General features: G+C 40.2%; 4 protein-coding genes. All 4 read left to right on the top strand.

Annotation, left to right across the window (positions count from 1 at the left end; all coding sequences use genetic code 11):
* A partial coding sequence (locus ACYTXL_RS28395; protein ID WP_461927548.1) for a tetratricopeptide repeat protein occupies positions 1–820 on the top strand: 820 nt, incomplete at its 5' end.
* Positions 821–1,615: 795 nt separating this feature from the next.
* A complete protein-coding gene (locus tag ACYTXL_RS28390; protein ID WP_461927547.1) occupies positions 1,616–2,215 on the top strand; it encodes a cytochrome b/b6 domain-containing protein in 600 nt (199 codons plus the stop codon).
* A 113-nt stretch (positions 2,216–2,328) separates the two neighbouring features.
* A complete protein-coding gene (locus ACYTXL_RS28385; protein WP_461927546.1) occupies positions 2,329–3,762 on the top strand; it encodes a bifunctional orotidine-5'-phosphate decarboxylase/orotate phosphoribosyltransferase in 1,434 nt (477 codons plus the stop codon).
* A 144-nt stretch (positions 3,763–3,906) separates the two neighbouring features.
* Positions 3,907–5,004 (top strand): AI-2E family transporter, encoded by a 1,098-nt coding sequence (locus ACYTXL_RS28380; RefSeq protein ID WP_461927545.1) that lies wholly within the window; start codon positions 3,907–3,909, stop codon positions 5,002–5,004.
* Positions 5,005–5,257 lie beyond the last annotated feature (253 nt).

The raw sequence follows: 5,257 nt of genomic DNA, 5'->3' as shown, positions 1-5,257 counted from the left end.
TGTCGCTGCTAGCCTCAACAACCTAGCGGCACTCTACAACTCCCAAGGCAGATACAGCGAAGCCGAACCCCTTTACATCCAAGCTTTAGCACTCACGCGCAAACTGCTGGGAGAAGAACATCCATCTGTCGCACTTAGCCTCAACAACCTAGCGTCACTCTACAAATCCCAAGGCAGATACAGCGAAGCCGAACCCCTTTACATCCAAGCTTTAGCACTCAGGCGCAAACTGCTGGGAGAAGAACATCCATCTGTCGCCACTAGCCTCAACAACCTAGCGGGACTCTACGAATCCCAAGGCAGATACAGCGAAGCCGAACCCCTTTACATCCAAGCTTTAGCACTCAGGCGCAAGCTGCTAGGTGAAGAACATCCATCTGTCGCCACTAGCCTCAACAACCTAGCGTTACTCTATGACTCCCAAGGCAAATACAGCGAAGCCGAACCCCTGCTCATCCAAGCTTTAGCACTCTGGCGCAAACTGCTGGGAGAAGAACATCCATCTGTCGCCACTAGCCTCAACAACCTAGCGGGACTCTACTACTCCCAAGGCAGATACAACGAAGCCGAACCCCTTTACATCCAAGCTTTAGCACTCACGCGCAAACTGCTGAGTGAAGAACATCCATCTGTCGCCTCTAGCCTCAACAACCTAGCGTATCTCTACAACTCCCAAGCCAGATACAGCGAAGCCGAACCCCTTTACATCCAAGCTTTAGATATTTTAGAGCGACGGTTAGGTGTAAATCATCCTAATACTGTTACTGTTCATGAAAGTTTAGCTTATCTACGCGATCGCCTCCCCCCAAATCCAGAATAAGCTAGTTTTGTGGAAAGCATACCGTGATAAAACTGAAAAGCGCGTTAGCGAAGCTCACCGTTCGCGCAGCGTCTCGTAGAGAAGGTATCGCCTAGACTAAAATTCATATTGATTAAGTAAAAATGCCTGATTACTTATTCAAAAGCAGCTTTTACTTTCTCAAAAGCAGCTTTTAATCTCGCATTTTAGTGTTTTCCACAAACAAAAGCAGCTTTTCTTTCTTCAAAAGCAGCTTTTAATTTCGCATTTTAGTGTTTTCCGCAAACAAAAGCAGCTTTTACTTTCTCAAACCCCAGTTTGCTTATTCATTTAAGTAATTCACGCATTCATTTTGGTATATCATTGAGCCGAAAGCTTGCGATCGCAACAGAGGTTACATTCGTTTGTTTTCCTTTTTCTAAATTTCATCCAAATTGATCATATGGGCTGATATATCTCCAACCGAAGTTACAGCCTAATATGTTAAAGCTTCTGTTATCTGGTTGAATTGATGACACGCCCTAGTATTTTTGTATCGCAACAACGCTACTCACCCCTAGACCGAGAGTAGTAGGGGCACAGCAATGCTGTGCCCCTACCGCGTGGTCTATTTACCTGAAAATAGCTGTAAAACAGCAGCGAACATCTTTGTCAAAATACTGAATCATAAAATGGGAAAATAAGGGTGAGCAATAGCACCCCCAAATTTGCAGGGCTATTTACTCAAGACAAACGCGGATCTTCCTATGCCTAATTCTCAATGCCCCATACCCGATTTTCAGGACAGATAATCAGCAACTTTAATCAGTCAAATTTATGACTTCAACCCTTCCCTCTCAAACTCGGAAGCCGCCTACTCAAGCAATAGGAGCCAAAATTTTCCACTCCTGTAACATAATTAGTTTGTTTATCATGCTCACGAGTGGACTACAAATTTACAACGCCAACCCTGTTTTTGGTGGACGTGCAGGTTTGCACATTCCTCCAATATTTACCTTAGGAGGTTGGCTCGCAGGAGGTAGACACTGGCATTTCGCAGCAATGTGGCTATTCTCGCTGAATCTCTTGTGGTATGGAATTTACGTTTTAATTACCCGGCGCTGGCGACATCGGTTTATAGGTGCCAATGACTTCAAAGCATTACAAAAAAGTCACAATTCCCAACGTTTAATTTATGCTTGGCATCGTATTGCCTATACAGCAATTATTCCTATTTTGCTGCTGGCATTATTTACAGGAATAGGAATGTATAAACCTGCTCAATTTCCCTGGATTGTGGATCTGTTTGGCAATTGGCAAGCATTGCGAATTGTTCACTTTTCCTCAGTGCCGATGGTTATCGTATTTGCAGTGATTCACTCTCGATTAGGGCAAAAAGCTGGAGGCACTCAACTAACAGAATCGATGTTTTGGTAAATGAACAACTCTAGGGATATATGAGGAAGAATAACTCCTGTACAGACGCAATTAATCACGTTTCTTTTAACTCCTATGAACTAGCTATTTAAGCTTTTTTAAAACCGAAAAATATGAACTTTTCTGATAAATTGAATTCTAATATCTTGCGAAATCAAAGCTTACTGTTTGTCGGACTTGATCCGAATCCAGAGATGATGCCTGTGCGTTATGAATCTCAAGAACTCATCGCTGGTTTGGAGAAGTGGTTACAATTCATTATTACAGAAACTTCTGATTACATTTGTGCCTATAAACCGACACTTGGCTTTTACGAAGCGTTAGGTATTCCAGGTTTAGAACTACTGTACAAAACTTTAGCAGCTATTCCAGCCCACATCCCAATTATTTTAGATGCCAAACACAGTGACCTAAATACTAGTACTATCTTTGCCCGGACTGTATTTACAGAATGGCAGGTGGATGCAATCACTCTCAGTCCTTATACAGGACAAGATCATGTAGCACCTTTTTTGGTTTATCCTGATAAAGCGGTGTTTATTTTATGCTGTACTTCTAATCGAGGTGCAGAAGCTTTACAGCAATATCCTACGAAGGAATCACCCCTTTATTTACAAGTAGTAAAAGAATCAAAAACCTGGGGGACTCCAGAACAATTAGGTTTGGAAGTGGGAACTACAAACCCTGAAGTTTTAGCACTTATTCGAGCAATTGCTCCCGAACGAATTATTATGGCGCGTAGCATCTGGGCGGAAGGTCAAAACCTGAAGCAAATTTTAGAAGCAGGCTTGAATGCTAACGGTGATGGTTTGCTGATTCCTGTTCCTCAAGATATGTTGGAAAATACACAACTATCTGAGAAAGTCCAGTCTTTACGCGCAGAAATTAATCAAATCAAAGCTGAAATTATTCACGAAAATTCAACTTGTTCTGTGTGGTTTCCTGATGTTTGTTTGCTAAATCAGCACCCCCAACAGGATTTAATTTTACAACTTTATGACATTGACTGTATTATGTTTGGCAGCTTTGTCCAAGCATCAGGAGCAATATTTCCTTATTATGTAGACTTACGCAAGATTATTTCCAATCCCCAAGTTTTTAATCAAGTTCTGACTGCATATCAGGATATTTTGAAGAACCTCAATTTTGATAGATTAGCAGGTATTCCCTACGGTTCTTTACCCACAGCTACTGGTTTAGCTTTGCGCCTTAATTGTCCGATGATTTTCCCCCGTAAAGAGGTGAAGGCACACGGAACTCGGAGAGTAATTGAGGGTAACTTTCATCCTGGTGAAACGGTTGTGGTAGTTGATGATATTCTGATTAGTGGCAAAAGTGTTATGGAAGGGGCAGATAAGTTGAAATCAGCAGGATTAAATGTTAATGACATTGTGGTATTTATCGACCATGAACAAGGGGTGAAACATAGGTTACAACAAAATGGTTATCTCGCTCATGCGGTTTTAACTATTTCGGAAATTACTAATACTCTGTATCAAGCAGGGCGAATAACTGAGGAGCAATTTTTAGCCTTTGCTGAAAGTTAGTAGTCGGAATAATGGGGAGTAGGCTTGCCGTGAGCGTAGCTGAATGTGAGTGGGGGAAGATTTTTCTTATTTACTTCCCCTTGAGCATATTTAATTTCCAGGTTCAATCTAATAACTAGAATAATTTTGATTTCTAAATTGATTATGAATTTTCCACTGAATCAACTACTTAGATGGTTAGTTTTTACGCTGCTATTTCCTTCAGTGTTTCTCAATGCTTGGCTAGCATTTTTGCTTGTTAAAAACTTTCAACCTGTCGTCACAATTCTTCTCTTGGCTACTTTGCTTGCATTCGTTTTAAACTATCCTGTTTCGATTCTCCAACAGCGAGGAGTTAAACGCGGCTATGCAGTAACATTAGTTTTTATATTAGCATTAGTAATTTTTGTTGCTCTGGGTATCACTTTAGTACCCATTGTTTTAGAGCAATTTAATGAGATGGTGAAAGTGCTTCCCCAATGGATTGATTCTAGCGAAGAAAAACTTCAGATTTTAAATGATTGGTTTTTTAGGCATCAATTAAATGTAAATTTAAGTCAGTTATTAACACAAATAACCAACAAATTGCCCAATGAATTAGAGTTTGTTTCGGATAAACTTTTAAGCATTATCAGAGATACAATTGATAGTATTTCTCAGTCATTAATTACGGTAGTGCTGACTTTTTATCTATTGTTAGATGGTCCAAGAATTTGGAAGGGGATATTTAAAAAGTTACCTGGAAGTTTTGCTCAGAAGGTAAGTGAATCTATTCAACAAAACTTTCAAAATTACTTGATTGGTCAGGGAACTTTAGCTTTGCTGATGGGAGTTTCAGAAACATTAATGTTTTTAGTTTTTCAAGTCCAGTTTGCTTTACTGTTTGGTTTAGCAGTTGGGCTTTTGAGCTTAGTTCCTTTTGGTGATGTCATTAGTCTAATTGTAATAATTTCAATATTAGCCATACATGATTTTTGGCTAGCAGTGAAAGTTTTTGCGGTAGCTGTTGTCATTGATCAGTTAATTGATCAGGCGATCGCACCGCGTCTTTTAGGTAAATTTACTGGACTTAGACCAATATGGGTATTAGTTGCTTTGCTTGTAGGAACCAATGTTGGTGGAGTCTTGGGTTTACTAGTCGCGGTACCTGTGGCTGGTTTTATTAAAGATATAGCAGATGGTTTTTCTAAATCTGGTGATTCTGATAATACTGTTGATGGTGAACCAGCATCAGAACTGTTGGCAGAGGAGTCAATATCGTAATGAGTTTGTTGATAAAAAGTGTCCTGCTGACTTCTTCGTGTTGTAGAGACACCCTATTCATCAATTTCTAGATCCGCATACTGGGTAAACGAGCCTAAGTCGTGAAGTTCACCAGAACTTGCCTACAGTTGTGGGTAGCTGGGTATTGCCCACTAAAAAGAAAATTGCATAAAAAAACCCTAGCATTTCTACCAGGGGTAAGATATAATACCATTTCACTTGATGTTTGTCAGAGATGCTTCTACTTAGATAA

This window comes from Nostoc sp. (assembly GCF_054880495.1).
The sequence above is the reverse complement of the archived record's forward strand: the minus strand, read 5'-3'. Positions and strand labels throughout refer to the sequence as shown.